Raw genomic sequence first — 23294 nt, 5'->3', positions numbered from 1 at the left:
ATGGGAACAGGGGGTGAGCGGTGGGGGCAAGACGGAGGCGGTCGGTGGGGAGGGTTTACGCCCGGGGGCTCGCCCGGGATGGATTTCGCCCCACGCCGCCCCTGCCCTGCCCTGCCCTTCCCGTCCCTTCAGGGGCTTCGCCCCTGTGACCCCGGGGTGCGTGGTCGGCTGACCGCCGGTGGGGGCCGGTCGCGCCCGCGCGGCGGCAGCCGCACAGTGGCACAGCCCCGCGCCCCTCGCAGGGGCGCGGTTGCGCACCGTGCGTGATTCGTCCCGGTATGTTGCGGATATGAGGCGGACCGGGAGGCGTGGGGTCGAGGTCCTGCTCATGGGGCTCGCCGTGCTGTTGTCCGTGTGCGGGTACTGCGCGGTCGGACTCGCCCGGCACGGGGCCCTGCCGCAGGGGGCCGCCGGGTACGGGGCGGGGCTCGCCGTGCTGGCGCTGCTCGCGCACCTGGCCGTGCGGTTCCGGGCGCCGGGCGCCGATCCCGTGCTGCTGCCCATCGCCGTGCTGCTGAACGGGCTCGGGCTCGTGCTGATCTACCGGCTCGACCTGGAGACCCCCGGGGACGCCGCCGCGCCCACCCAGCTGAACTGGTCCACCCTCGGCGTCGCGCTGTTCGTCGCGGTGGTCGTGGTCCTCGACGACCACCGGGTGCTGCGGCGGTACGCGTACGTGTGCGTCGCCGGGGCGCTCGCCCTGCTCACCGTGCCGATCTTCTTCCCGGCGGTGAACGGTGCCCGGATCTGGGTGCGCGTCGCCGGGTTCTCGCTCCAGCCCGGCGAGTTCGCGAAGGTGCTGCTGGCCGTGTTCTTCGCCGGGTACCTCGCCGCCAACGGGCACGCGCTGGCCCACTCCGGGCGGCGGCTGTGGTGGCTGCGGTTGCCGACCGGACGGGTGCTCGGGCCGGTGGTGGCGATCTGGCTGCTCAGCGTGGGTGTCCTCGTGCTGGAGCGGGACCTCGGCACGTCGTTGCTGTTCTTCGGGCTGTTCGTGGTGCTGCTGTACGTCGCCACCGGGCGCACCGGCTGGGTCGCGGTCGGGCTGCTGCTCGCGGTGGCCGGCGCGCTGGCCGTGGGCCGGCTGGAGCCGCACGTGCACGGGCGGGTCGAGGACTGGCTGCACCCCTTCGCTTCCATCGACGCGGGCCGGGGCCCCAACCAGCTCGCCCAGTCGCTGTTCGCGTTCGCCGCCGGCGGGGTGCTCGGCACCGGGCTCGGCGAGGGCCACTCCGTCCTCATCGGCTTCGCCGCCAAGTCGGACTTCATCCTGGCCACGGCCGGGGAGGAGCTGGGGCTGGCCGGGCTGGTCGCGGTGTTCGGGCTGTACGCGCTGCTGGTGGAGCGCGGCTACCGGGCGGGCCTCGCGCTGCGGGATGCGTTCGGCCGGCTGCTGGCGGTGGGGCTCGCCTCGATCCTCGCGCTGCAGGTCTTCGTGATCGCGGGCGGGGTGACGGGGCTGATCCCGCTCACCGGGATGGCGATGCCGTTCCTGGCGCAGGGCGGCTCGTCGCTGGTCACCAACTGGGTCATCGTCGCGCTGCTCATCCGGCTCAGCGACCGTGCGCGCAAGGACGCGGCCGAGCGCGAGGACGACCTCGCCCGCCGCCCCGGCGGCGAGAAGGCGGCCGGGTCCGGCCCGGCGGCGTCCCCCTACGACGGAACGGCGGCCCCATGACCCGGTACATCCGCCGCGCCGCGCTGCTGTGCGCGCTGCTGCTGGTGGCGCTGCTCGTCAACGTGGTGCGCGTGCAGCTCGTGCGGTCCGACACCTACACCGGCAACCCCGCCAACCGCCGTACGGAGATCGCCCGTTGGGGGCAGCCACGCGGTGACATCCTGGCCGGCGGCAGCCCGGTGACCGGCTCGCGCGACACCGGCGGGATGTTCCGGTACACGCGGACGTACACCGACGGCCCGCTGTACGCGCCGGTGACGGGCTTCGCCTCGCAGGTGTACGGCACCACGCTGCTGGAGCACGCCCGGGACCGGCTGCTGGCCGGCACCGACCCGGGTCTCGCCGGGTTCCCTCTCCTGCACGACCTCACCCGTGCCCGCTCCACCGGCGGCACGGTGGTCACGACGATCGACCCGGAGGCCCAGCGGGCGGCCTACGAGGGGCTGGCCGGGCGGCACGGGGCGGTGGCGGCGCTCGACCCGGTGACGGGGCGGATCCTGGCGCTGGTGTCGCTGCCGTCGTTCGACCCGGGCGAGCTGTCGGGCACGGGCGAGGACGTGGCGCGGGCCTGGCGGCGGCTGGACGGCGACCCGGACCGGCCGATGCTGAACCGCGCCGTGGACCGGACCTATCCCCCGGGCTCCACGTTCAAGGTGGTCACGGCCGCCGCGGCGCTGGACGCGGGCGTGGTCGACGACCTGGACGCCCCGACGCGCTCCCCGGACCCGTACACGCTGCCCGGCACCCGGACCCGGCTGACCAACGAGGTGGACGGCTGTACGGACGCCTCCGTGCGGTACGCCTTGGAGTGGTCCTGCAACACGGTGTTCGCCGAGCTGGGCGTGGAGACGGGGGTGGCGGCGATGTCCCGCACGGCGGCCTCCTTCGGGTTCGACGACGCGGGGCTGCGGGTGCCGTTCGCGGTGGCGCGGTCCACGTTCGCGGCGAAGCAGGACCGGGCGCAGCTCGCCCTGTCGTCGATCGGGCAGTTCGACACCAGGGCCACCCCCCTGCAGATGGCGATGGTCGCCTCGGCGGTGGCGGGCGACGGCACGGTGCCGGTGCCGTATCTGGTGGAGCGGACCACCACCGCGGCCGGCACCACCTTGTCCGCGACCCGGCCGCGCACCCTGCACCGGGCGATGCGGCGGGAGACGGCCGAGCGGCTGCGGGAGCTGATGACGGGCGTGGTGGAGGAGGGCACCGGCACCAACGCGGCGATCCCCGGGGCGGTGGTGGGCGGCAAGACGGGCACCGCGCAGCACGGCGTGGGCAACGCGGGGACGCCGTACGCCTGGTTCATCTCCTGGGCGCGGGGCAAGGACGCGCCGGCCCCGGCGGTGGCCGTCGCGGTGGTGGTGGAGGACGCGCGGGCGCGGGGCGAGATCAGCGGGGGCGGGGACGCGGCACCGATCGCCCGGTCGGTCATGGAGGCCGTCCTCGGCGACGGGGCGGCGGACGCGCGCTGACGGTGCGCGGGCCGTGCGTGGGCCGTGCGTGGGCCGTGCGTGGGCCGGTGATCCTCGGGGGCGTACGAGTGCGCGGTAAGTCGGGCGCAGGGGATTGACGTTCTTGCTGACAAGCAGTCTCATAAGAGGCGGCCGCGGGTAACCACCGGTAACCCTTCTTTGGGTGCCCGCCGGCCGGCGACGCACGTACGCAGGCACGCAGGCACGCAGAGGTGGGACAGGAATGACGACCGTGGCGACCGTGACGGAGGCCGAGGTGCTGCGCGACGCGCTCGGCCTGCTCAAGGACCGCGAGCAGGTGGCGAAGCGGCTGCTCGACTCCTCCGCCAAGCACTCCTTCGACCCCGACAAGGAGCTGGACTGGGAGGCCCCCTTCGAGGAGGGCAAGTGGTTCTGGCCGCCGGAGCTGGTGTCCCTTTACGACACGCCGATGTGGAAGCGGATGAGCGAGGAGCAGCGCATCCTGCTCTCCCAGCACGAGGCGGCGGCGCTCGCCTCGCTCGGCATCTGGTTCGAGATCATCCTGATGCAGCTCCTGTGCCGGCACATCTACGACAAGGCGGCGACGAGCGCGCACGTGCGCTACGCCCTCACCGAGATCGAGGACGAGTGCCGGCACTCCAAGATGTTCGCCCGGCTGATCTCGCGCGGCGGCACCCCCTGGTACCCGGTGAGCCGGATCCACCAGAACCTGGGCCGGCTGTTCAAGACGGTCTCCACCACACCCGGTTCCTTCACCGCGACCCTGCTCGGCGAGGAGGTCCTCGACTGGATGCAGCGGCTGACCTTCCCCGACGAGCGGGTCCAGCCGCTGATCCGCGGGGTCACGCGGATCCACGTGGTGGAGGAGGCGCGGCACGTGCGGTACGCCCGCGAGGAGCTGCGCCGGCAGATGATGACCGCGCCCCGCTGGTCGCAGGAGTTCACCCGGGTCACCTCGGGCGAGTTCGCCCGGGTCTTCTCCGTGGCCTTCGTCAACCCCGAGGTGTACACCAACGTCGGCCTCGACCGGCGGGAGGCGCTGGCCCAGGTGAAGGCGAGCGGCCACCGCAGGGAGGTCATGCAGACGGGCTCCAAGCGGCTGACGGACTTCCTGGACGACATCGGCGTCCTGCGGGGCGTCGGCCGCCGGCTGTGGAAGTCGTCGGGGCTGCTGGCGTAGGCGCACGGAGCACGGGAGGTCCCCGGCCGCCCGGGGTTAGGCTCGGGGCCATGACCTCCGAGGCCGCCCCGACGACCCGTGCGCCGCGCGCGTACCGCCGGCTCAGTGTCGAGGAACGGCGCCGCCAGTTGCTGACCGCCGCGCTCTCGCTGTTCGCGCACCGGGTGCCCGAGGACGTCTCGCTGGACGACGTGGCCGAGGCGGCCGGTGTCTCGCGGCCGCTGGTCTACCGCTACTTCCCCGGCGGCAAGCAGCAGCTCTACGAGGCCGCGCTGCGCTCCGCCGCCGAGGAGCTGGAGCACTGCTTCGCCGAGCCGGCCGTGGGCGCGCTCACCGAACGCCTCGGCCGTGCCCTGGACCGCTACCTCGCCTTCGTGGACGGCCACGACGCCGGGTTCAGCGCGCTGCTCCAGGGCGGCAGCGTGGTCGAGACCTCGCGGACGACGGCGATCGTCGACGGGGTGCGCAGGGCCGCCGCCGAGCACATCCTGGACCACCTCGACGCCCCCGAGCCCAGTCCCCGGCTGCGGATGACGGTGCGGATGTGGATCACCTCGGTGGAGGCTGCCTCCCTCATCTGGCTCGACGAGGGCAAGCGGCCGGCGGCCGGGGAGCTGCGCGACTGGCTGGTCGAACAGTTCATGGCCTGCCTCGTCGCCGCGGCCGGGAGCGACGGGGCGGCCGCCGCGGTGGTGCGGCGGGCGCTGGCGATGGAGAGCGCCGAGGGACCGGTCGGGGTCATGGCCCGCCGGCTGCCGGCGGTCCTCGCCGACGCCGCCCACCTGCTGTGAGGCCCCGGAACCCGGTATCACCGTACGCCTCGGCACGGGTGAGACTGGTGGGGTGAAGAGCGCAGACACCCCCTTCGTGGGCGGCCCGCTGGACGGGCGCGTCCTGCCCGTCCTGCTCGGCCCGACCGGGCACCCGCCGAAGACCTACCGGGTGCCGGTGCCCGACGCCGCGGGCGGCGAGCCGACCGTGCTCGTCTACCGGCGGGTCCAGTACGGGCGCGGGGGTCCGCCATGGCTGAGCCAGGGGTGGCGGTACGAGTTCGACGCCGCCGGCGACACCGGAGGACGGGGGCCCCGGTGGCCGTGGTCCCGGCCGGCGCCCGCGGCGTCCCGTACACCGCCGGGCGCCGCCGCGCCGGACGCCACGCCCGAGGACGGCGGGGACCGCTCCGAAGGGTGACCCGGCTGCTCCGATGCGACCACCCGGGAGGCGCCCGGGTTGCGATCATCTGATCCTGCCGGTGCGCGGGCGGAGGGACCGTCCGCCTCCGGAGGTGATGACGTGTCAGGACGCCTGCTCCGTCTGGTCTGCACGGTGGCGGTGACCGCCTCGGTGGTGCTGGCGCCGACCCGCGCGGCGGCCGACCCCGCGCCCGACGAGCGGCCGCTGTCCGAGCTGCTGACCGACCTCTCGCAGCAGTACCGCGGCGCCGAGCGGGCCACCGAGGCCTACAACGCCACCGCCGGGAAACTCGCCCGGCAGCGCGCCGAGTGGGCGAGACTCGACGCCCGGCTCGCCACCGCCCGCCGCTCGCTCGACGACGGCCGCGGGACGGCGGGACGGCTCGCCCGGCAGCAGTACCAGGGCGTCTCCGGCATCTCCCCCTACGTACGGCTGCTGCTCGCCCGCGATCCGCAGACGATGCTCGACGAGGGCCACGTCATCGGCCGGCTGGCGCGCGAGCGGGCCGAGGCGGTGACCCGGTTGTCCGGCGGGGCGCGCCGCGCCGACGCCCTCGCCCACGCCGCGCGGCGCGCGCTCGACCGGCAGCGGTCCCTCACCGAGCAGCGGCGGAAGGACCGCGACACGGTACGCGCGAAACTCGCCGGTGTGGAGCGGCTGCTCGCCTCGCTGAGCCCCGAACGGCTCGCGGAGCTGACGCGGCTGGAGCAGGAGCGGACGGCCGCCGCCCAGAACGAGCTGCTGGCCTCCGGCACGATGGGCGACGACGACCGCCCGCCGTCGCCGGCGGCCGGCAGCGCGCTGCGGTACGCCGTCGACCAGATCGGCAAGCCGTACCGGTGGGGAGCGGCGGGCCCGGCGTCGTACGACTGCTCGGGGCTGACGTCGCGGGCCTGGCGGGCGGCGGGCCGGTCGATTCCCCGCACGAGCCAGGACCAGTGGGCCCGGCTCCCGCACGTCCCGCTGAACGCGCTGCGCCCGGGCGACCTGGTGCTGTACCACCCCGACGCGACGCACGTGGCGATGTACGCGGGCCACGGCATGGTGGTGCAGGCGCCGCGCCCCGGCGCGACGGTGACCCTGACGCCGCTGGCCACCGCCCCGGTCCTCGGCGCCGTCCGCCCCGACACCGCGGTGTGACCACGGGCGCCGGCGCACCGCTGCCCGGCCCCGGGGAGGGGGCCGGGCAGCGGCGTGGCGTTCGACCTGTGTCCGGCGATCAGGAACTCAGGAGCTCACGGGGTGAGCTGCCAGCGGGCGACGTATCCGACGTCCGCGGACGCCCGGTCCTGCACGCGGAGTTTCCACGTGCCCTCCAGCGGCTGCGCGGAGGCGTCGACCGTGAAGGTCTGGTCGACGTTGTCGGCGGAGCCGCCACTGCGGTTCAGCAGGGAGTAGGAGGTGCCGTTCGGTCCGACGAGGTCGACGGTGAGGTCACCGCGGTAGGTGTGGACGATGTTGACGTAGACGGAGGTGGTGGCGGAGGCGTTGCCGTCGCGGCCTGCGATGGTCACCGCCGACTCCACGGCGGCCCCGTTGTCCGGGATGTCCACCCGGGTGGTGCTGCCGTAGACGTAGGCGATGCGCCAGTCGAAGGTCTCCGAGGCGGACGCCCCGGTGCTGTCGGTCGCCGTGACGGTGACCTCGCTGGTGCCGAGGGTGGTCGGCGTGCCGGTGATCCGGCCCTCCGGGCTGATCGTGAGCCCGTCGGGCAGGCCGGTGGCCGTGTAGGTGAGGGTGGCGCCGGTGTTGGTGGTGAAGGCGTCGAGCCCGAGGTCGACCGCCTGGCCGATGCCGCTGATCTGGTCGCCGGTCGGGGCGAGGTTGACCCCCAGGGCGACCCGGTTGCCGACGTTGATCGCGGCCCAGGCGTCGGTGACGGCCAGGTAGGTCGGGCTGTAGGCGCCGAACAGGTCGGCGGCGGCCGACAGGGTGGCGGTGCGGGCGCCGGCGTAGTCGGTCGTCGAGGTCATGTACGTGGTCAGCGCGCGGTACCAGATGGCCGCGGCGTTCTCGATGCCGACGCCGGTGACGGGCCGGCCGTCGTAGGTCGGGCTGTCGTAGTCGACGCCGTTGACGGTCCGGGCGCCGCTGCCCTCGGAGAGCAGGTAGAAGAAGTGGTTCGCGGGGCCGGAGGAGTAGTGGACGTCGACGCCGCCGAGGGTGGGGCTCCAGTTGTCGCGCGAGGCGCCGTCCCGGGAGGGCTTGTCCATGTAGCGCAGCGGGGTGCCGTCGCCGTTGATGTCGATCTTCTCGCCGACGAAGTAGTCGCCGGGGTCGGCCGGGAGGTTCTCGTGGAACTCCACGGCGGCGGCGAAGATGTCGGAGGTCGCCTCGTTCAGGCCGCCTGACTCGCCCGAGTAGACGAGGCCCGCGGTGGAGGCGGTGACGCCGTGGCTCATCTCGTGCGCCGCCACGTCGAGCGCGGTCAGCGGGTGGTCGTCGCCCTCGCCGTCGCCGTACGTCATGCAGAAGCAGGAGTCCTGCCAGAACGCGTTGACGTAGTTGTGGCCGTAGTGGGCGCGGCTGTAGGCGGCGACGCCGTCGTTGCGGATGCCGTCGCGGCCGAAGACCTCCTTGTAGTAGTCCCAGGTGGCCGCGGCGCCGTAGGCCACGTCGACTCCGGCGGTCTGACGGTCGGACGGGGTGCCGTCGCCCCAGACATCGTTGTCATCGGTGAACAGTGTGCCCGTTCCCGAGGTGCCCTGATTGAGGTCGTACGTCTTGTGCCCGGCGCGGTCGGGGTCGACGAGCTGGTAGCCCGAGCCCGACGCGGTGGTGCCGACCGGGACCGTGCCGACGAACTGGCCGGTGCCGGTGCCGGTGTGCACCTGCTCCGCCGCGAGCAGCCGCTTGCCGGTGGTGGCGTCGACGACGACCCGCAGTTCGCTCGGCGTGCCGTCCTTCTGCACGCCCCGGACCTCGCTCTCCCAGGCCAGTACGGGCCTGGCGGTACCGGCGGCCCACACCACCAGGCGTGGCGTGTTCTCCGCTTCGGCGCCCTTGACGTCGCGGCCGCGCGAGACGGCCTCGGCCTTGTCGGCGGCGCCGGACGCGGTGAGCTTCGGGCTGAGCGAGGGCAGCGTCAGGCGTGCCGCGTGCGCCTTCGTGACGGTCGTACGGCCGCCCTTGTCGTGCACGACGAGGTCGCCGCCGAGCACGGGCAGGCCGGCGTAGGTGCGGTCGTAGCGGGTGTGGACGGTGCCGTCGGCGTCCTTGACGACGTCCTTGACGACGAGCTTCTCCTCGGCGCCGAGGCCGATGCGCCGCGCGGTGCCGGCCGCCGCGGACCGGGCGTCCTTCAGCAGGGCGGTGCGCCGGGCGGGTGAGAGGAAGGTCTGGGCGGCGCCGGCCCGTGGCACCGCGTGGTGCCCCGCGGGAGCCGGGCCCGCCGGGGCGGCGGTGGCGAGCTGGGGGGTGGTCACGGCGAGCAGGGATCCGAGGGCCACGAGGGCGAGTGCGGTGGCGCGTCTGCGCCGCGCGGGGGTGTGGTGTCGCTGGGGCAACGGACTCTCCTTCGGTACATCGGCCCGTGGTGGGGCCGCGATCGAAACGGACCGGCGGGGATGGGCCGGCCCGGCAGCACGGCGTGCGGGAAGGAGGTGAGGGGTAGTCGCTGCGGCGGCGCTACGGCGGCGTCGCATGGCGGGTCCGTGAAGGAACGGTGAATCCGCGCAGCAGAGTGACACCTCGCCGACCGTGATGTCATGGGCTCGTCAAGTTAACGGCTGAATCTGCCCGCCCAGGCCCGGCAAAGCGGACCGGACGACACCGGTTTTCGGCCGCGGGGGTGACGGCGAAACCGCCGCGAGGTGGCGGCGAACGTACCGCGGGGTGACGGCGAACATACCGCGGGGTGACGGACGAACCCGTCACCCTGCGTCCGGGCGGGCCGCGCTCCTGTGCGACATGACGTCAACTACGGGCGTGAACTGCGGAGTTGACGAGACCGGCGTGACCGCCGGCTCTCACGACCCCGCGACCGACGCCAGGTACGCGGCCGCGCGGTCGGGCTCGTAGAAGAAGTCCTCGAAGTCAGCGGGGTCGTCGAACCCGTTGGCGAACCGGTGCGCGACCGGCGGCATCTCCCCCGCCGCCCCGATCAGGTTCAGCACGTGCTCCGGCGGCGGGGTGAGCATCGCGTTGGTCCACTTGGTGACGTGCGACGCCGTCTCCCAGTACCGGTCGAAGGTGCGCCGCATCCACGCCTCGTCGAACTCCCCCTCGCCGTGCTCCAGGATCGAGGCGAGGTAGGCCGCCGCGCACTTGGACGCCGAGTTCGCGCCCTGCCCCGTGATCGGATCGTTGGCGACGACGACGTCGGCGACCCCCAGCACGAGCCCGCCGGACGGCAGCACCCCCACCGGGTTCCGCACGGTCGGCGCGTACCGCCCCGCCAACGTGCCGCCCGCGTCCGTCAGTTCGACCTTCGTCGCCCGGGCGTACTCCCACGGGACGTACCGCTCCATCAGCCCCAGCGTCAGCGACAGGTGCTCGGAGGGGTCCTTGACGCCCCGGAAGACATCCAGCGGGCCGCCGGGTACGCCCTCCCAGAAGAGGATGTCGGCGCGGCCGGACACCGTGTACGTCGGCATCACGAACAGCTCGCCCACCCCGGGGACGAGGTTGCAGCGGACGGCGTCGTGATCCGGGTGCTCCGGGCGCGGCCCGAGCCCGTGGACGTAGGCCACCGCGAGGGCGCGCTGCGGCTCGCGGTAAGGGGAGCGGGCGGCGTCGCGGCCGAACATCGACACCAGTTCGCCCTTGCCCGCCGCGACGAGGACGAGGTCGTAGGTGCGGGAGAAGTAGTCCAGGTCGCCGACGCTCGCCCCGTGGATGACGAGCTGGCCGCCGCGCTGCGCGAACGTCTCCATCCAGCCGGCCATCTTCACCCGCTGGTCGACGGACTGGGCGTACCCGTCGAGCCGGCCGACCCAGTCGATGGCGCGCTGCGCGGGCCCGCTCTCGAAGGAGCCCGGGGCCGCGACCGAGACGCCGAGTCCCTCGATGCGCGGGGCCCTGGACTCCCAGAAGTTGAGCTCCAGGTCACGCTCGTGCTGGAGCGCGGTGTGGAACATGCACTGCGTCGACATGACCCGTCCGGCGCGTATCTCGTCCGCGGTCCGGTTGGACATGAGGGTGACCTCGTATCCGTTCGACTGGAGGCCGAGGGCGAGCTGGAGCCCGGACTGGCCGGCTCCGACGACGAGTATCTTCCGCATGCGGCTGTTGTCTCCTACGGCTACGGCTCGGTGGGGATGTGGGAGGGCGGAGGTGACGGGACGCCGGACCCGCGCCCGGCTACTCGGGCGACATCTCCAGGGCGTGCCGCACGAGGCCCAGCAGCGTCTCGATCGCCGAGATCCGCTGCCGCGCGTCCATGATCATTACAGGGATGTGCGGCGGGATCGTCAACGCTTCGCGCACGTCCTCCGGTTCGTAGCGCTCGCTTCCGTCGAAGTGGTTGACCGCCACGATGTACGGCAGCCCGCAGCTCTCGAAGTAGTCGAGCGCGGGGAAGCAGTCCGCGAGCCGCCGGGTGTCGGCCAGCACGACCGCGCCGATCGCGCCCCGCACCAGGTCGTCCCACATGAACCAGAACCGCTGCTGGCCGGGGGTGCCGAAGACGTAGAGGACCAGGTCGTCGTCGAGCGTGAGACGGCCGTAGTCCATGGCCACGGTGGTGGTGAGCTTCTCCGGGGTGTCGGAGAGGTCGTCGGTCTCCGCGCTCGCCTCCGTCATCAGCGCCTCGGTCTGCAGCGGCGTGATCTCCGAGACGGCGGTGACGAGGGTGGTCTTGCCGACGCCGAAGCCGCCGGCGACGACGATCTTCGTGGCGACGGGGGCACGGGTGCGGTCCGACTGCCACGGTTGGAGCCGCTCCTCGTCCTCGAGGAGCGGGGCGACGCCCGGGGAGGCGGCGTCAGAGACGGCGGAGTCCACTCAGCACCCTTTCCAGCAGCGCGCGGTCCGGCTGTCCGGGGCCGTGACCGGTTCCGTACACACGGATCTTTCCCTGGTCCGCGAGGTCGCTCAGCAGCACCCGGACCACGCCGAGCGGCATTTTGAGCAGAGCCGCGATCTCGGCCACCGTCCGCATGCGGCGGCACAGTTCGACGATGGCCCGCATCTCGGGCATCACGCGGGAGGCAAGTGAACCATTGGTCAGTTCGCGGCGTTCCTCGGGGGGTTCCAGGGCGGCCACGAAGGTCTCGACGAGCAGGACGTGGCCGAAGCGGGTCCGTCCGCCGGTGAGCGAGTACGGGCGCACGCGGGCGGGTGCGCGGTCGGCACCGCGTACGGGGAGGTCGCGGGGCGCGTCGCCGGTCCGCCTGCGCCGGCCGGTGCCGGGCTGCGGGGACTGTTCCGCCTGCTCGGACTGCCCGGCGGCGGGGTGCTCGGGGGCGGGGGTGCCGGTGGCCGGGGCCGGTGCCTCGGGGGCGGGTTTCTCGGCGGCGTTCATCGCGCGGCCCCCCGCTGTCCGGGTCGCCCGGCGGGATCAGCCGGTTCGGCCTGATCGGCCTGATCGGCCTGATCGGTCTCCAGGGACTGGCGCAGTTCGCTGCGGAGTTCGGGGGTGAGGACGTGGCCGGCCCGGCCGACGAAGAGCGCCATGTGATACGCGACCACGCTCATGTCGCAGTCCGCGGAGCCGTGCACACCGAGCAGGGAACCGTCGCTGATCGACATGACGAAGAGGCTGCCCTCCTCCATCGCGATCATGGTGTGCTTGACCTCGCCGTACCCGACCAGCTTCGCGGCGCCGACGGTGAGGCTGCCGATGCCGGAGACGACGGTGGCGAGGTCGGCGGAGGAACCGCGGGGGCCGGCGGGGGCGTCACCGCCGACGGCACGGGCAGAGGCGACGGCTCCGGGATCGGACGAGAGCAGGAGCAGACCGTCGGAGGAGACCACCGCCACCGAGAGGATGCCGGGCACCTCCTCGACGAGGTTGGTCAGCAGCCACTGCAGGTTGCGGGCTTCGCTGCTCAGTCCGAAGGTGGTGGACGCGGTCAACTGGTTGCCTCCTCGACGGTGCCCCCCGATGTGTCCACGGCCGCCGTGTCCTGAGGCGTGCCGTGGTCTTCCGTGGCAGGTGCGGTGCCCTGATCGGTCCGCGCGGCCGGACCGGCCTTCCCGGGCCGGTGGGTTCCCCCGGGCCGGTGGGTTCCCTCGGACCGGTCGGTTTCCTCGGGACGGTCGGTTCCCTCGGGACGGTCTTCTTCGCCGGACCGCTCTGCGAGTTCCGCCTCCGCGGCCCGGGCGCCCTTCCGCGCCCCCTGGTGGAACCCGCCGAGCCGTCGCCGCAGTGCTTCGGCGTCCACCCCGCCGGACCGGGACGGAGGGGCCTCGACGGGTGCGGAGATGCGGGGGGTGCGCTTGGGCAGCCCCTTGGCCGTGAGCCGGGGCGCACGGCCCGGCGCGGGCGCGGGCGCCGCGCCCTCGTCGACGCTGCGCTCGTGACTGTCGGGGCCTATGGAGTACGGGTCGCCGGTGGGGGCGTCGGCCGGGGAAGCACCCGCGGCCGGCCCGGAGGGCCCCGGAACGGCAGAGGCCGGGGCCGGGGACTCGTGGCCGGCCGGCTCCGCGGGAACCGACGGGGCGAGCAGTTCCATGGTCGTCTCGGAGGTGACGGCCTCGCCCTGACGGCCGTGCTGCACGGGCACGTCGTCCCGGGCAGGCGCGTCCCCCTGGGCGGCTTCGGGTGCGGATTCGGCCTCGGCGGACGGGGCGGCCGCGGGCGCCGCGGCCTCGGTTGCCGCCTCGTGCGCGCGGATCGTCGCCTCCGCCGCGGCGATCAGCGGGTCCTCGTCGCCGTCGCCGGGCGGCGCGGGGCGGGAGCGGGCCGGGAGGACGTTGGAGTTGGCCTCCGCGCCGGCGCCCGGCATGCCCAGCGCCGCCGTGCCGGGCGCGGCCGGGGCGCCGGGCGCGGCCACCGCCGTCGCCTCCGCGCCGGCCAGCAGCGCCGTCGGCAGCACGGTGACGGCCGTGCTGCCGCCCTGCTTCTGCTCGCGCAACCGCACCCGCACGCCGTGCCGGTGGGCGAGGCGGGCGACGACGTACAGGCCGAGCCCGAGCCCTTCGCCGTCCTCGGTCCCGTGCGGCCGCTCGGGGTCGAACTCGGTGAGCCGGGCGTTGAGGCGGGTCAGCCGGTCGGCGGTGATGCCGATGCCCTCGTCCTGGACGGAGAGCATGACCTCGCCGTTCTCCAGCAGCCAGCCGGAGATCTCCACGGGCGCGTCCGGCGGCGAGAACGACGTGGCGTTCTCCAGCAGTTCGGCGAGGAGGTGCGAGAGGTCGTCGGCGGCGAACCCGGTGACATGGGCGTGCGGCGGCAGCGCGGCGATGCGGACGCGGTCGTACCGCTCGATCTCGCTGACGGCGGCCCGCACCACGTCGACCAGCGGCACGGGTCCGGCGTGCTGCTGCCCGTGCTCGGCGCCGGCGAGGACGAGGAGGTTCTCGCTGTGCCGGCGCATGACGGTGGCGAGGTGGTCCAGCTTGAACAGCGTGCCGAGCCGCTCGGGGTCCTGCTCGCGCTCCTCCAGCCCCTCGATGACGCCGAGTTGGCGCTCCACGAGGGCGAGGGTGCGCAGTGCGAGGTTGACGAACGTGCCGTGGATGCTGCCGCGGGCCTGCTCCAGTCGGCCGGTGGCCGCGTCGAGTTCCTCGCGCAGCCGCTGCCGCTCGTCGGCCATGCTCTGGCGCTTGTCGATGAGGTGCTTGCGGTCGGTCTCCAGGGTGTTGACGCGTTCCTGGAGGGCGGCGGCGTGCGCCTGCAGGGCGTTGACGGAGCGGACGACCTGCGCGAACTCGTCGTTGCGGCCGGTGAACTTCACCGGCTCCTCCCCGGCCGGGTCGCCGGCCACCCGCGCGGAGCCCTTGCGCAGCACACCGAGCGGGTGGGTGAGGCTGCGGGCGAGCGCGGTGGCGATCGCGACGGCGAGGAGGACGAGCGCCCCGAGGACGGCGATCCGGATCTCCAGCGCGGTGACGTCGTCGTCGCGGAGCTGTTCGAGGTCCTTGCCGCGGCGCTCGTAGAGGGAGGACTCGGCGCCGCGCATCGCGTCGATGCGGGCGGACAGGGCCGTCTCCAGCTTGGTGCTGCTGGTGTTGAGGTCGCTGTCGGAGAAGGTGGGCTGGTCGGTGAGGCGCGTCAGGTACTTCTCGGCGGTGGCGACCTCGGGCCCGGTCACCGTGGTGTCGTACGTGTTCTTCGCGGCGGTGTCGGCGGTGTCGCGGAAGCCGGCGACGGCCGCGTCGGAGCGGACGTCGGCCAGCTGGGCGGCGGCGGTGAGGGCGTCGCGCTGCTTGGCGTCGGCGGCCGTTCCGCTGCTGCTGGTGGTCGGCAGACCGGTGACGGGGTCGATGACGGTCCGGGTGCCGTGCGGGACGGCGAGCGCGGCCAGCAGCAGGCCGCGGGCGGCGCCGGCCTGCTGGACGGCGGTGTCCAGCGTGGCCAGGGCGTGGTCGCCGGAGCCGGCCCGGGGCGGCAGCTTGTCGGCGAGGTCCTCGGCCAGGGCGTGCAGTTCGCCGAGGACCTCGGTGTAGGCGCGGTGGGTGTCGAGGGCGCCGCTCCTGCCGGTGAGCGCGGACCGGCGGACGGCGGCGACGTCGTCCAGGGCGGTGCGCAGCGCCTCGGGCAGGTCGGGGTCGGCGCGCAGTTCCTCGATCTGCCGGTCGACGCGGGCGCTGCGCCGCTCGCCCGGCGCCTTGGACTTCGGGCGTCCGGCGGCGACGTAGACGGTGGCCTGGTCGCGCTCGTCGGCCAGGGAGTGGGCCAGGGAGAGCGCGTCACGGGTCTGCGCATTGAGCGTGACGAGGCCCTGGGAGTCGTTGAGGTCGCCCGAGGCGGCGACGATGCTCGGCGCGCCGGCACCGGCGACGGCGGCGGCCACCACGGCCACCGCGACGATCAGCCGGTTACGGACGTGCGTGGGCCGTCCCCTTCCCACGGACTCGGAGGAGGCGCCGTCCTGTGCGGGAGGCGTCTGCTTGCCTGGGCGCCGAGGCCGCGTTTTCTGCACCGGTGCTCGCATTCCTGACTCGTCTACCAAGGGCCCGGGGGACGTCCCGTCACTGGAGGGGGGCGTCCCGGGTACGGCTCCCGACCCTCCCAGTGGCGCTGGGCAGTGGCCCCACTTCGCCCGGCCCGCCACCCGAAGGAGTGAACCCTGGCGGGGAGTTGGCGGGCAAGTTCCTCCGGCGTGTGCCACGGTGCTCCGCGGCGGGCCGGTTGGACGTCGGCGCCGCGCTTTGGCAATATTCGCCGCCACGTTTCACCGGATGCCGTCATTGCGTGCCAAAACCGGCGGTGGGAGCGGGTGTCCGTGCCCGTCCGGCGACGAATGGCGGGCTTTTGCGGGCCCTGTGAAGGGCTCGTGCAGACTGGCCGGATGCGTACGGAACTCGTTTCGGAACCCGTCGGCCCGGACCGCCCCAACGAGGACTTCACCGCCCTCGCGCTGCCCGCCTCGGGACAGGGCGGCGCGTTGACGGTGCTCGACGGGGTGACGCCACCGGCGGCCGAACCCGGGTGTACTCACTCGGTGCCGTGGTACTGCGCACGGCTGGGCGGCGCCCTAACCGAACTGTCCGTTTCCCGCCGGGATCTGCCGCTGCCGGGGGTCCTCTCCGCGGCGATCTGCCGCACCGCGCGGGCACACGTCGCGACCTGTGACCTTTCTCACCCGCGTACGCCCCAGGCGACCGTGGCCGCGGCACGCTGGGACGACACGGTGGTGGAGTACCTGGTCCTGTGCGACGCGGTACTGCTGCTGGAGGCGCCGGACGGCACGGTCACGCCGGTCCTGGACGACCGTCTGTCCCGGCTCCCGCGCTCGGCGCTCACGTCGGCGGCGGTGGTGGACGCGACGCTGCGGAACAAGGAGGGCGGCTTCTTCACCGCGGCGGCGGATCCGGCGGTGGCGGAGCGGACGGTGAGCGGGGTGGTGCCGCGGGGGTCCGTGCGCGCGGTGGCCGCCCTGTCGGACGGGGCGGCCAGGTGGACGGAGACGTTCCGGGAGGGCGGCTGGCGGGAGTTGTTCGCCGTGCTGCGGGGAGAGGGCGCGGCGGCCCTGGTGGAGCGGGTGCGTGAGCTGGAGCGGGCCGACGCGCGGGCCCGCGCGCACCTCGGTCCGGCGAAGACGCACGACGACGCGACGGTGGTGTTCGTGGAACTGTGAGCGGCTGGCCCTCGCCGCCCCCGCCGGCACCTGACGCCGCCCGCCCTCCGGGGGGCACGGGACAGCCCTCGGGGCCTCTCGTTTGGATCATTCCGGCGTCGCGGGGTCCGGCACGGGTCGGTCGAAGACGCACCGCGCCTCCCAGCCGGCCTGATCCAAACGAAAGACCCTAGTCGGCGCTGTCGTCCTCCGGTCCCGTGATCCCCCGGTTCAGCTCCCGCAGCAGCCTCGCCAGCTCGGCCACCTCGCGCGCGTCCCAGTGGGCGAGCTTGCGCACGTAGCGCGCCCGCCGCGCCTCCCGCACGCTGGCGACCCGGCCCGCGCCCTCCTCCGTGAGGTGGACGAGCCATGCGCGGCCGTCCGCCGGGTCCGGCTCGCGGGCGACCAGTCCGAGATCCTCCAGCGCCCGGAGCTGGCGCGACATGGTCGCCTTGCCCACCCCGATGAACGCCGCGAGGTCCGTCGCCCGCTGCCGGCCGCACTCCTCCAGCCGTACGAGCAGCCCGTACGCGGCGGGCTCCAGGTCGGGGTGCACCTCGCGGGCCATCTCGCCCTGCTGGGACCGGGCGCGTCGCATGAGTACGGTCAACTCCCGCTCCAGGGCGAGGAATTCGGGCGGGGCCTGATCACCGCCGTCGGGGACCGGTGCCGCCCGGACTGCGCCGGGCGCGTCCTGTCTCGTTCCGTCCTCGTGCACGTCCGCACTCCCGAGCTGGTTCCGCTGGTTCCGCCGTACTGAAAGTTTCCGCCGCGCGTGGCCGTTGCCGCAGTTCCGCCAGTATTTCGCAGGCGTAGACCAACGGCGGCCTCCGGCCCCCCTTCCCGGCCCGGGTCTACGTGCGTAGCGTCACCACCGCCAGGACCCCCCCATGCACTTAATGACATGAGCACGCCAGGCCGATCACCGACCCCACTCGGAGGCAGTCATGCCCGTGCACAAGCAGCGATCCGGTCCGGGCGCTTCGCGCCCGCTCGCCGCGGCGATCGCCCTGACGGCACTTCTCCTGTTCGCCGTCCACCCCGCCGACGCCGCCGGCACCCCCGCCCGCGGCACCGCCCACATGGGCATGGGCGTCCTCGCCCACGACGGCGGGGGCGGCACCCCGGCGCCCACCCGCGGCCGCACGGACCGAGGGCGTGGACGTCTCCGGCCACCAGGGCAGCGTGGCCTGGCCGACCCTGTGGAACAGCGGCGTGCGGTGGGCCTACACCAAGGCGACGGAGGGGACGTACTACACCAACCCCTCCTTCGCCCAGCAGTACGACGGTTCGTACGACGTCGGCATGATCCGCGGCGCGTACCACTTCGCGACGCCCGACACGACGACCGGCGCCGCCCAGGCCGACTACTTCGTCGACCACGGCGGCGGCTGGTCGCGCGACGGCAGGACGCTGCCGGGCACGCTGGACATCGAATGGAACCCGTACGGCGCGGCCTGCTACGGCAAGTCGGCGAGCGGGATGGTGAGCTGGATCCGTGACTTCCTGAGCCGCTATCGGGCGCGCACCGGCCGCGACGCCGTCATCTACACGGCCACGAGCTGGTGGACCGACTGCACCGGCGACCACGCCGGCTTCGCCGCCACCAACCCCCTGTGGATAGCCCGCTACGCCTCCACGGTCGGCACCCTCCCGGCCGGCTGGTCCTTCCAGACCATGTGGCAGTACACGTCCTCGGGCCCCACGGTCGGCGACCACGACGTATTCAACGGCGCCCTCGACCGCGTCCAGGCCCTGGCCGACGGCTGAGCCCTGGCCAACGGCTGAGCCCTGGCCAACGGCTGAGCCCTGGCCAACGGCTGAGCCCTGGCCAACGGCTGAAGGCGCCCTCGTGGGGCGCCCCTTGAAGGGAGGGGAAGGGTGAGGACGGCGGGGGCGAACCCCGCCGTCACCCACACCCTCACGCAGCGACCGGCACCGCGTCCTCCGACGCGACATCCACCGCCGCCAGCGCCAGCTCCAGCACCTGCCGAACGTCCGTCACGGGACGCACGTCCAGCTTCTCCAGCACCTCCGCCGGCACATCGTCCAGATCCGCCTCGTTCCGCTTGGGAATGATCACCGTCGTGACCCCCGCCCGATGCGCCGCGAGCAACTTCTGCTTCACACCCCCGATCGGCAGCACCCGCCCCGTCAACGACACCTCCCCCGTCATCGCCACATCGGTCCGCACCAGCCGACCGCTCAGCAGCGACGCCAACGCCGTCGTCATCGTGACACCGGCACTCGGCCCGTCCTTCGGCACCGCCCCCGCCGGGAAGTGGATGTGCACACCCCGGTCCTTGAGGTCCCCCACCGGCAGCTCCAGCTCCGCCCCGTGCGACCGCAGGAAGCTCAGCGCGATCTGCGCCGACTCCTTCATCACGTCACCGAGCTGACCGGTCAGGGTCAGCCCCGCCGCCCCCGTCTCCGGGTCGGCCAGCGACGCCTCCACGTACAGCACGTCACCCCCCGCCCCGGTGACCGCGAGCCCGGTCGCGACACCCGGCACGGCGGTACGGCGCTCGGCCGGGTCCTGCGCGGACTCGGGCACGTGGTGCGGCCGCCCGATCAGGTCGCGCAGATCGTCCGCACCGACCGTGGACGGCAGTTCACGCTCGCCCAGTTCATGCTGGGCCGCGACCTTGCGCAGCAGCCGGGCGATCGACCGCTCCAGGGTGCGCACGCCCGCCTCGCGGGTGTACTCCCCGGCCAGCCGGCGCAGCGCGCCCTCGTCGATCGTGACCTCCTCGGCCGCCAGACCCGCCCGCTCCAGCTGGCGCGGGAGCAGGTGGTCGCGGGCGATGACGACCTTCTCGTCCTCGGTGTAGCCGTCGAGCCGGACCAGTTCCATCCGGTCGAGCAGCGCCTCCGGGATGGCCTCGAGCACGTTGGCGGTGGCCAGGAAGACGACGTCGCTCAGGTCGAGTTCGACCTCCAGGTAGTGGTCCCGGAAGGTGTGGTTCTGCGCCGGGTCGAGCACTTCGAGAAGGGCTGCGGCCGGGTCGCCCCGGAAGTCGGAGCCGACCTTGTCGATCTCGTCGAGGAGGACGACCGGGTTCATGGAACCCGCCTCCTTGATCGCGCGCACGATGCGGCCGGGCAGCGCGCCGACGTACGTACGCCGGTGGCCGCGGATCTCCGCCTCGTCGCGGACGCCGCCGAGCGCGACCCGGACGAACTCGCGCCCCATCGCGTGGGCGACGCTCTCGCCGAGCGAGGTCTTGCCGACGCCGGGCGGCCCGACCAGCGCGAGCACGGCACCGCCGCGCCGCCCGCCGATCACGCCGAGCCCCCGGTCGCTGCGGCGCTTGCGCACCGCGAGGTACTCGGTGATCCGCTCCTTGACGTCCCCGAGGCCGGAGTGCTCGGCGTCGAGCACCGCCTTGGCACCCTGGATGTCGTACGCGTCCTCGGTCCGCTTGTTCCACGGCAGTTCGAGGACGGTGTCCAGCCAGGTGCGGATCCAGGAGCCCTCGGGGGACTGGTCGCTGGACCGCTCCAGCTTGTCGACCTCCTTGAGCGCGGCCTCGCGGACCTTCTCGGGCAGGTCGGCGGCCTCGACACGGGCGCGGTAGTCGTCGGACTCCTCGCCGTCCTTCTCGCCGTTGATCTCGCGCAGTTCCTTGCGGACGGCTTCGAGCTGCCGGCGGAGCAGGAACTCGCGCTGCTGCTTGTCGACGCCCTCCTGGACGTCCTTGGCGATCGTCTCGGCGACGTCCTGCTCGGCGAGGTGGTCGCGCAGGTGCTGGGTGGCGAGCTTGAGGCGGGCGACCGGGTCGGCGGTCTCCAGCAGCTCGACCTTCTGCTCGGTGGTCAGGAAGGGCGAGTAACCGGAATTGTCGGCGAGCGCGGCGACGTCGTCGATGGCCTGCACCCGGTCGACGACCTGCCAGGCTCCGCGCTTCTTCAGCCAGGTGGTGGCGAGGGCCTTGTACTCCTTCATCAGCTCGGTGATCTGCCCGGGCAGGGGCTCGGGCACGTTCTCCTCGACGCGGGTGCCCTCCACCCACAGCGCGGCGCCCGGCCCGGTGGTGCCGGCGCCGATCCGCACCCGGCTCCGGGCGCGGACGAGGGCGCCGGGGTCGCCGTCCGCGAGCCGGCCCACCTGCTCGACGGTGCCGAGGACGCCGGTGGCGGCGTAGGTGCCGTCGATGCGCGGCACGAGCAGTACGCGGGGCTTGCCGGGGGTGCTGCCCGCGGCGGCCTGGGCGGCCTCCACGGCGGCGCGCACCTCGGCGTCGCTCAGGTCCAGCGGGACGACCATGCCCGGCAGCACGACCTCGTCGTCGAGCGGCAGGACGGGCAGAGCGAACGGCGCGGACGACGACGGAGACGACGGGGACGACGGGAACTCAGCAGCCATGATCTACCTCTCCACAACGAAGTTGAGCTACACGGACTCAATCCCCCTGAGCCTCCAAATGTTCCCCACCCCCCGTTCGCCCACAGCGATCACCCGAATCCGCCCCCATGAGGGGTGCGGGGAACCGCGCGACCAGCCCCCCGCCGGCCCGCAGTCGACAACGCGCCCCGGGGTCCAAAGGAGCAGCGCCCCTCGGAGGGACGGGAAGGGTAAGAGCGGCGGGGGCGGAAAAAATCCCCCGCGACACCCCCGTCGCCCCACAATGACCCCATGCCCCACCCCAACCTCACCCCCGACCCCAGCACCGCGCCCGCCCACATCGGCGAACCCCCCGTCACCCTCGACCACCGCACCGGCCCCCACGGCGAGGTCACCCTCCGCCGCCACGGCCCCCACCTCCAGATCATCGCCAACGGCTGCTTCCTCATGGACACCTCCGACGGCCGCTCCGAACGCCGCCTGGTCGACGCCGCCCTGGAAGCCCTGACCGAAAGCCGAAAGACCGCCCCGGCCGGAGGCCGAGAGGCCCCCGCCACCTACGAACCCCGGGCCGGAGGCCAGGAGGCCCCCGCCGTCCTCATCGGCGGCCTCGGCGTCGGCTTCTCCCTCACCCACGCCACCGCCGACCCCCGCTGGGGCCCCATCACGGTGGTCGAACGCGAACCCGCCGTCATCGACTGGCACCGCGCCGGCCCCCTCGCCCCCCTCACCGCCGACGCCCTCGCCGACCCCCGCACCCGTGTTCTCGAGGCCGACCTCGTCACTTACGTCAATGAGACATCGGACACATACGACGCCCTCTGCCTGGACATCGACAACGGCCCCGCCTGGACCGTGACCGAGGGCAACGAAACCCTCTACTCACCCTCCGGACTCGCCGCGTGCGCACGGGTGTTGAGGCCCGGCGGGGTGCTCGCCGTATGGTCCGCGCAGCCCTCTCCGGAATTTGAAGGAACCCTACGGAATGCCGGGTTCCAACGGGTGCGTACCGAAGAGATCCCGGTTGCCCGGGGCGTTCCCGACGTGGTCCACCTGGCGGTCCGCCCTGGATAGCCGATCGAGTGTTACTGCCCGTACGCTGCTCCCCTGACGCGGATCATTCAAGGAGCAACGACGCGTCACCGCAGACATGGGATCACCCCACGGATTCCGGAAAGCAACCCCAGGGGCGGGCGATGGAGCAGACACACACCTCCCACAACGGCACGGCGACGACGAACGGCGCTCAGCGCCGGGTCCTGGTGGTCGAGGACGACCAGACGATCGTCGACGCCATCGCGACCCGTCTGCGCGCCGAGGGATTTCTCGTGCAAACGGCGGGCGACGGCCCGTCCGCGGTGGACACCGCCGAGGCCTGGCAGCCCGACCTGCTCATCCTCGACATCATGCTGCCCGGCTTCGACGGGCTGGAGGTCTGCCGGCGCGTGCAGGCCCAGCGCCCGGTGCCGGTGCTGATGCTCACCGCACGGGACGACGAGACCGACATGCTGGTCGGGCTCGGCGTCGGCGCCGACGACTACATGACCAAACCGTTCTCCATGCGGGAACTGGCCGCCCGGGTGCACGTCCTGCTGCGCCGGGTGGAGCGGGCCGCGCTCGCCGCGACCACTCCGCGCTCGGGCATCCTCCGCCTGGGCGAACTGGAGATCGACCACGCACAGCGACGGGTCCGGGTGCGCAGCGACGACGTGCACCTGACGCCCACCGAGTTCGACCTGCTGGTGTGCCTGGCCAACACCCCCCGTGCCGTACTGTCGCGCGAGCAGCTGCTCGCCGAGGTGTGGGACTGGGCGGACGCGTCCGGGACGCGGACCGTGGACAGCCACATCAAGGCGCTGCGGCGGAAGATCGGTGCGGAGCGCATCCGTACGGTGCACGGGGTGGGCTACGCGCTGGAGACGCCCACGCCCTGAGGACCGAACCCACCCGGTTCCCGTGGGACCCGGCGGCGGCACCGTCGGGTCCCACGGGAGCCGGGCGACCGGGCGGACGGGCGACCGGACAGCCGCGCGGAAGGTCGGTAGGGCGACCGGACAGCCGAAGGGGGCTGGAAGCGATGAGCGGTGCCGGTGGCACGCGCCGGAGCGCGGTCTTCGCCCGTGTGACGGCGCGCAGGGCGGGCGGCGCGCGGAACCCGACGGCCGCGGGGCGCAGAACGCGCCCCGTGCGCGGCCCGAGGGCGGGCGGCACGGCCGGGTACGGCCCGCCCGGATACGGCGCGGACACCCGCCCCGACCGGGGCTACGGCTCCGGGCGCGGC

Annotated in this window: 17 protein-coding genes and 1 pseudogene; 10 read left to right on the top strand and 8 right to left on the bottom strand. The window is 73.6% G+C overall.

The window, feature by feature from the left end; translation table 11 throughout:
• Positions 1-289: 289 nt before the first annotated feature.
• The 6 genes from QFZ64_RS23460 (at position 290) to QFZ64_RS23435 (ending at position 6643) form a co-directional block, all read left to right on the top strand.
• On the top strand, positions 290-1678 hold the full coding sequence (locus QFZ64_RS23460; RefSeq protein ID WP_307068810.1) for an FtsW/RodA/SpoVE family cell cycle protein: 1389 nt from the start codon (positions 290-292) through the stop codon (positions 1676-1678).
• Complete coding sequence (locus QFZ64_RS23455; protein ID WP_307068808.1) at positions 1675-3147, top strand: penicillin-binding transpeptidase domain-containing protein; 1473 nt, start codon at positions 1675-1677, stop codon at positions 3145-3147. The genes QFZ64_RS23460 and QFZ64_RS23455 overlap by 4 nt, the downstream gene beginning before the upstream one ends.
• A 223-nt stretch (positions 3148-3370) precedes the next feature.
• Entirely contained in the window at positions 3371-4309 is a 939-nt protein-coding gene (locus QFZ64_RS23450) for a diiron oxygenase (protein WP_307068806.1), read from the top strand.
• A gap of 50 nt (positions 4310-4359) precedes the next feature.
• Positions 4360-5100, top strand: coding sequence for a TetR/AcrR family transcriptional regulator (locus QFZ64_RS23445; protein ID WP_307068803.1), 741 nt, complete (start codon positions 4360-4362; stop codon positions 5098-5100).
• A 52-nt stretch (positions 5101-5152) separates the two neighbouring features.
• On the top strand, positions 5153-5500 hold the full coding sequence (locus tag QFZ64_RS23440) for a hypothetical protein (RefSeq protein ID WP_307068801.1): 348 nt from the start codon (positions 5153-5155) through the stop codon (positions 5498-5500).
• Between the two features lie 102 nt (positions 5501-5602).
• Complete coding sequence (locus tag QFZ64_RS23435; RefSeq protein WP_307068799.1) at positions 5603-6643, top strand: C40 family peptidase; 1041 nt, start codon at positions 5603-5605, stop codon at positions 6641-6643.
• 95 nt (positions 6644-6738) lie between these two features.
• Here the strand turns inward: QFZ64_RS23435 and QFZ64_RS23430 are convergent, their stop codons facing one another.
• From QFZ64_RS23430 to QFZ64_RS23405, 6 genes are all read right to left on the bottom strand, one after another.
• Positions 6739-9009 (bottom strand): M4 family metallopeptidase, encoded by a 2271-nt coding sequence (locus QFZ64_RS23430; protein WP_307068796.1) that lies wholly within the window; start codon positions 9007-9009, stop codon positions 6739-6741.
• 462 nt (positions 9010-9471) lie between these two features.
• Positions 9472-10725, bottom strand: a complete 1254-nt coding sequence (locus tag QFZ64_RS23425) for a styrene monooxygenase/indole monooxygenase family protein (protein WP_307068794.1) — start codon at positions 10723-10725, stop codon at positions 9472-9474.
• A 79-nt stretch (positions 10726-10804) separates the two neighbouring features.
• Positions 10805-11446: an ATP/GTP-binding protein gene (locus QFZ64_RS23420; RefSeq protein ID WP_307068792.1), complete on the bottom strand. Its 642-nt coding sequence runs from the start codon at positions 11444-11446 to the stop codon at positions 10805-10807.
• Positions 11427-11774 (bottom strand): DUF742 domain-containing protein, encoded by a 348-nt coding sequence (locus tag QFZ64_RS23415; protein WP_307071838.1) that lies wholly within the window; start codon positions 11772-11774, stop codon positions 11427-11429. Before QFZ64_RS23415 ends, QFZ64_RS23420 begins: the two co-directional genes overlap by 20 nt.
• A gap of 188 nt (positions 11775-11962) precedes the next feature.
• Entirely contained in the window at positions 11963-12520 is a 558-nt protein-coding gene (locus tag QFZ64_RS23410) for a roadblock/LC7 domain-containing protein (RefSeq protein WP_307068791.1), read from the bottom strand.
• Positions 12517-15543, bottom strand: coding sequence for a nitrate- and nitrite sensing domain-containing protein (locus tag QFZ64_RS23405; protein ID WP_307068789.1), 3027 nt, complete (start codon positions 15541-15543; stop codon positions 12517-12519). Before QFZ64_RS23405 ends, QFZ64_RS23410 begins: the two co-directional genes overlap by 4 nt.
• A gap of 357 nt (positions 15544-15900) precedes the next feature.
• On the opposite strand from QFZ64_RS23405, the gene QFZ64_RS23400 reads away from it, so the two are divergent.
• Complete coding sequence (locus QFZ64_RS23400) at positions 15901-16689, top strand: protein phosphatase 2C domain-containing protein (RefSeq protein ID WP_307068787.1); 789 nt, start codon at positions 15901-15903, stop codon at positions 16687-16689.
• 169 nt (positions 16690-16858) lie between these two features.
• Here the strand turns inward: QFZ64_RS23400 and QFZ64_RS23395 are convergent, their stop codons facing one another.
• On the bottom strand, positions 16859-17386 hold the full coding sequence (locus QFZ64_RS23395; protein WP_373430652.1) for a MarR family winged helix-turn-helix transcriptional regulator: 528 nt from the start codon (positions 17384-17386) through the stop codon (positions 16859-16861).
• Positions 17387-17615: 229 nt separating this feature from the next.
• Between QFZ64_RS23395 and QFZ64_RS23390 the strand changes: the two are divergent.
• A pseudogene (locus QFZ64_RS23390) lies at positions 17616-18438 on the top strand (lysozyme).
• Between the two features lie 151 nt (positions 18439-18589).
• Here the strand turns inward: QFZ64_RS23390 and lon are convergent.
• Positions 18590-21034 (bottom strand): endopeptidase La, encoded by a 2445-nt coding sequence (gene lon, locus QFZ64_RS23385; protein WP_307068786.1) that lies wholly within the window; start codon positions 21032-21034, stop codon positions 18590-18592.
• A gap of 270 nt (positions 21035-21304) precedes the next feature.
• Here lon and QFZ64_RS23380 point away from each other — a divergent pair, with 270 nt between their 5' ends.
• Complete coding sequence (locus QFZ64_RS23380) at positions 21305-22087, top strand: spermidine synthase (RefSeq protein ID WP_307068784.1); 783 nt, start codon at positions 21305-21307, stop codon at positions 22085-22087.
• A 122-nt stretch (positions 22088-22209) separates the two neighbouring features.
• Entirely contained in the window at positions 22210-22947 is a 738-nt protein-coding gene (locus QFZ64_RS23375; RefSeq protein WP_307068783.1) for a response regulator transcription factor, read from the top strand.
• The last annotated feature ends 347 nt before the right edge of the window (positions 22948-23294 follow it).

Source organism: Streptomyces sp. B3I8 (genome assembly GCF_030816915.1).
Taxonomy (GTDB): Bacteria; Actinomycetota; Actinomycetes; order Streptomycetales; family Streptomycetaceae; genus Streptomyces.
Note: the sequence above shows the minus strand (reverse complement) of the source record. Positions and strands in the feature narration are given on the sequence as shown.

What these genes read in the sequence shown, in the direction of transcription:
- QFZ64_RS23455 (WP_307068808.1), top strand. Translation starts at nt 1,675, where the DNA reads ATGACCCGGTACATCCGCCGCGCCGCGCTGCTGTGCGCGCTGCTGCTG.
- lon (WP_307068786.1), bottom strand. Translation starts at nt 21,034, where the DNA reads ATGGCTGCTGAGTTCCCGTCGTCCCCGTCGTCTCCGTCGTCGTCCGCG.
- QFZ64_RS23460 (WP_307068810.1), top strand. Translation starts at nt 290, where the DNA reads ATGAGGCGGACCGGGAGGCGTGGGGTCGAGGTCCTGCTCATGGGGCTC.
- QFZ64_RS23450 (WP_307068806.1), top strand. Translation starts at nt 3,371, where the DNA reads ATGACGACCGTGGCGACCGTGACGGAGGCCGAGGTGCTGCGCGACGCG.
- QFZ64_RS23405 (WP_307068789.1), bottom strand. Translation starts at nt 15,543, where the DNA reads ATGCGAGCACCGGTGCAGAAAACGCGGCCTCGGCGCCCAGGCAAGCAG.
- QFZ64_RS23400 (WP_307068787.1), top strand. Translation starts at nt 15,901, where the DNA reads ATGCGTACGGAACTCGTTTCGGAACCCGTCGGCCCGGACCGCCCCAAC.
- QFZ64_RS23425 (WP_307068794.1), bottom strand. Translation starts at nt 10,725, where the DNA reads ATGCGGAAGATACTCGTCGTCGGAGCCGGCCAGTCCGGGCTCCAGCTC.
- QFZ64_RS23445 (WP_307068803.1), top strand. Translation starts at nt 4,360, where the DNA reads ATGACCTCCGAGGCCGCCCCGACGACCCGTGCGCCGCGCGCGTACCGC.
- QFZ64_RS23375 (WP_307068783.1), top strand. Translation starts at nt 22,210, where the DNA reads ATGGAGCAGACACACACCTCCCACAACGGCACGGCGACGACGAACGGC.
- QFZ64_RS23380 (WP_307068784.1), top strand. Translation starts at nt 21,305, where the DNA reads ATGCCCCACCCCAACCTCACCCCCGACCCCAGCACCGCGCCCGCCCAC.